The sequence below is a fragment of the Candidatus Cloacimonadota bacterium genome (assembly GCA_011372345.1).
Taxonomy (GTDB): domain Bacteria; phylum Cloacimonadota; class Cloacimonadia; order Cloacimonadales; family TCS61; genus DRTC01.
In genome coordinates, this window is sequence record DRTC01000392.1 from 1 (window position 1) to 3,709 (window position 3,709).

A 3,709-nucleotide genomic window follows, 5' to 3' on the forward strand; every position below is an offset into this window, starting at 1 on the left:
AATATAAACTATGGGAAGAATTGAATTCTGATCCGGCAAAAAGATGCTGTCCGTTTTCAGGAAAAATTATTCCGTTGAATGAATTATTTTCAAATAAGTTTGAGATTGAACACATTCTTCCCAAATCAAAAACTTTTAATGACAGACCGGTTAATAAAACCATTTCTTTTTTTCAAGCAAACCGAGATAAAGGAGAGAGAAGTCCTTTTGAAGCTTTTGGTAACAATCCTTCCGGATATAATTAGAACAATATAGTAGCCAGAGCAGAAAATCTTCCCAAAAATAAGAGATGGAGATTTTATCCTGATGCTATGCAAAGATTCAAGGATGAGGGAGAAGTAATTTCGCGACTTCTTACTGATACGCAATATATGAGTAGAATTGCCAAAGAATATATGAATTATGTCTCAGGTCCGGAAAATGTTTGGGCCATTCCGGGGCAACTTACAGCACTTCTGCGAAGTAAGTGGGGATTAAATGAACTATTATCTGATAATAAAGAAAAAAACAGGAAAGACCACAGACATCATGCAATCGATGCTTTTGTTGTTGCTTGTACTTCGCGTTCCATGCTGCAAAAAATAGCTAGAGCTTCAAAGAAAACAAGAAAAAGATTTATTGAAAAAATGCCACCTCCTTTTAAAAACTTTGAACATAAAGAAATTGAAAAATTATTAGATGAGATTATCATATCCTTTAAACCTGATCATGGTTTTGCCCAAAAAGCAATAAAAGAAGGTAAAACTGTGGGGCAACTTCATGATGAGACTGCATACGGTTTTGTCAGCGAAGATATTGAAAAAGAGAAAATAACTCTTTCCGTAAGAAAAGATCCATCTTATTTTAAATCAAAAAAACAAGTTCAAGAAATAGCAGATGAAAGATTTAAAGAATACCTTTTGAATAAAATTGAAAATAAATCTGATACTGAAATAAAAACCATTATTGAAGATTTTTTCAAAACAAACGGAATAAGAAAATTAAAAATACATCTGGAAAAAGACAAGAAAACCGTGATCCCGATAAAAGATAAAGACGGGAAAATTTATAAGTATTACACTTCCGGCAATAACTATTGTGCAGATATTTATTGCTCGCATAAAACTGAAAAAGCGGGTAAATGGCAAATTGAAATTATTCCTGTGTTCTATGCTCATCAACCGAAGTTCGAACCTGCCTGGCATAAAAAATATCCAACTGCAAAAAAAATTATGCGGCTTTTTATTAACGATATGGTCGCTTGGGATGAAAATGGATTAAAAAAAATCTTGAGAGTAAAAAAAATGAATGTTGATGGTAGGTTATTTTTCCAGGTTCATAAAATTGCAAAATCTGAAAAAGAATCTAATGCTACTTCTGTTAAACAATTACAAGAAAGAAATGCTCGGAAAATCGGTATCGATATTATAGGTAGGATTTACGACCCGTTAAAGAAAAATGAAAATAGTTGAAATAAACAGGAATAATGTCCATTTAAGTATTTATCGAGGATTTATCCTACTCAAAGAAAAGGAACAGGAAATTGCCCGGGAACCACTTGTGGATATCGATTGCTTACTTGTTCTTGGATTTGGTATAAGTTATTCACACAATCTTCTCGCAAAATTATGTGAACTGAATATTCCGTTAATTGTTTGTGGAAATAATTTTATGCCGGCAGGATACATGTTAAGTTATTGCAGTAATTTTGAATTTACCGGCAGACTCCATCATCAGATAAATACATCTTTACCTCTGAAGAAAAATCTCTGGAAAACTCTTATCAAAAGAAAAATTCTAAATCAGAAAAAGGTTCTGAATTTCATCGGAGATGAAGCAAAAGATTTTGATCATCTCATATCAAAGGTTAGATCCGGTGATCCGGATAATATAGAATCTCAAGCTGCCGTAAAATACTGGAGAAGGGCTTTCGGAAAAAATTTCCGGCGGGACTTTGATCTACAGGGAATAAACAGTTTTCTTAACTTTGGTTATGCCATCTTACGAGCCTGTTCTTCCCGTTACCTGGTAGCTTCCGGTCTTTCTCCTGCTCTTGGTATTCATCATAAAAATAAGCTTAATGCTTTTTGTCTCGCTGATGATATTATTGAACCATTCAGACCATATATAGATAAAAAAATATTGGAAATGAGAATGACTGATAAACATTCATTGGATCCTGTTTTCAAAAAAGAATTGATATCCATTTTAGAGCAAAAGTTTTTAATGGAAAATGAATACAATACCCTTTCTCTCTGTCTAAAGAAATCAATTCAGTCCTTAACAATTTCTTATAAAAATAATAAAAACCTTTTAAAACTACCTTACTTTTATGATTAGTGGACATCGCTTAATGTGGATGCTGGTTATGTTCGATCTTCCGGTTACGGAAGCAGAGGATAGAAAAAAAGCAACAAAATTCAGGAAATTTCTTCTCGATGAAGGCTTTGAAATGAGTCAATTTTCCGTTTATATGAGATTTTGCGGAACCAGGGATAAAATAGATGCTTATATTAGTAAAATTGAAGCAAACATTCCTCCCAATGGAAAAGTCAGCATTCTCTTTTTTACAGATAAACAATATGGTAATATCATAAATTTTTTCAACCGGGAAAAAAGAAAATTACCAATAAAATCAGAGCAATATGTTCTGTTTGACTTGTTTAAATAAATTTTTTTCTGCATTTGAAAATGTTAAAGCCCCGTGTTTCAGGGGCTTAAAACAACCTGTAATTTTGGAAATCAGGTTTTGGCGTCAAGCTGTAACAGTTTAAACTTCCGATTTTATTTTGTCTTTAATTTTGGAAATCAGGTTTTGGCGTCAAGCTGTAACACCTTCTCAATTTTCTTTATCAACGGCAATAATTTTGGAAATCAGGTTTTGGCGTCAAGCTGTAACTAAAGACCATCACTAATGCAATGAATATCAAATTTTGGAAATCAGGTTTTGGCGTCAAGCTGTAACATCGGGTTCATCATCATAAATCTTGGATTGAATTTTGGAAATCAGGTTTTGGCGTCAAGCTGTAACTAAATTCTCTTGTCATGTTGAGCCTGTCGAAATTTTGGAAATCAGGTTTTGGCGTCAAGCTGTAACAAAACTTGCGTACTGTTTTTTTTCTTTTAATTTTGGAAATCAGGTTTTGGCGTCAAGCTGTAACAGAAATGGATGCTCCCAATCGTCAGGATGAAATTTTGGAAATCAGGTTTTGTCGTCAAGCTGTAACGGATTAGTTGCTGCTACTTATCGTAGCATTATTTTTGGAAATCAGGTTTTGGCGTCAAGTTGTAACCACAAGGCAAAGGTTTAGGTTGAGAATTTTGGAAATATTGAAGTCGTGTATTCCTCGTAAGTTAATTCTGAAAGAAATCTCGGAATTACAACCTGATTCAACTAATTCAACAAGTTCAACCAATCAACTCTCAATCCGTTTGATTTCAGCACCCAACATCTGCAATTTTTTCTCGATCCGGTCATATCCGCGATCGATGTGATAGATCCTGGAAATTGTTGTCTGACCTTTGGCAGCTAATCCTGCTAAAACCAGAGCAGCACTTGCTCGCAGATCTGTTGCCATAACTTCTGCTCCGCTCAATTCAGGAACGCCATGTACTTCAGCAATTCCTTTTTCCAGTCTGATATCTGCATGAAGTCGATTTAGTTCCGGGACATGCATAAATCGGTCAGGGAAAATCGTCTCTTTAATAATACTCTTCCCATTTGCGAGAG

5 protein-coding genes and 1 CRISPR repeat array are annotated in these 3,709 nt (G+C 34.3%); of the genes, 4 read left to right on the forward strand and 1 reads right to left on the reverse strand.

Translation table 11 applies throughout. The annotated features are described in order from the left end of the window. The 4 genes from ENL20_07695 to cas2 all read left to right on the forward strand — a co-directional run. A partial coding sequence (locus ENL20_07695) for a hypothetical protein (GenBank protein ID HHE38443.1) occupies positions 1 to 245 on the forward strand: 245 nt, incomplete at its 5' end. Positions 246 to 311: 66 nt separating this feature from the next. Further along, positions 312 to 1,451: a hypothetical protein gene (locus tag ENL20_07700; protein ID HHE38444.1), complete on the forward strand. Its 1,140-nt coding sequence runs from the start codon at positions 312 to 314 to the stop codon at positions 1,449 to 1,451. Continuing rightward, entirely contained in the window at positions 1,438 to 2,319 is an 882-nt protein-coding gene (cas1, locus tag ENL20_07705; protein ID HHE38445.1) for a type II CRISPR-associated endonuclease Cas1, read from the forward strand. The genes ENL20_07700 and cas1 overlap by 14 nt, the downstream gene beginning before the upstream one ends. Then, a complete protein-coding gene (gene cas2, locus ENL20_07710) occupies positions 2,312 to 2,650 on the forward strand; it encodes a CRISPR-associated endonuclease Cas2 (GenBank protein HHE38446.1) in 339 nt (112 codons plus the stop codon). Before cas1 ends, cas2 begins: the two co-directional genes overlap by 8 nt. A gap of 60 nt (positions 2,651 to 2,710) precedes the next feature. Further along, positions 2,711 to 3,332: direct repeats of the CRISPR family, unit length 36 nt; unit sequence AATTTTGGAAATCAGGTTTTGGCGTCAAGCTGTAAC. A gap of 63 nt (positions 3,333 to 3,395) precedes the next feature. Here the strand turns inward: cas2 and ENL20_07715 are convergent. Further along, a partial coding sequence (locus tag ENL20_07715; GenBank protein ID HHE38447.1) for a UDP-N-acetylglucosamine 1-carboxyvinyltransferase occupies positions 3,396 to 3,709 on the reverse strand: 314 nt, incomplete at its 5' end.

Excerpts from the sequence above, each read along its gene's own strand:
- ENL20_07700 (HHE38444.1), top strand. The coding sequence starts at position 312 with ATGCAAAGATTCAAGGATGAGGGAGAAGTAATTTCGCGACTTCTTACT.
- cas1 (HHE38445.1), top strand. The coding sequence starts at position 1,438 with ATGAAAATAGTTGAAATAAACAGGAATAATGTCCATTTAAGTATTTAT.
- cas2 (HHE38446.1), top strand. The coding sequence starts at position 2,312 with ATGATTAGTGGACATCGCTTAATGTGGATGCTGGTTATGTTCGATCTT.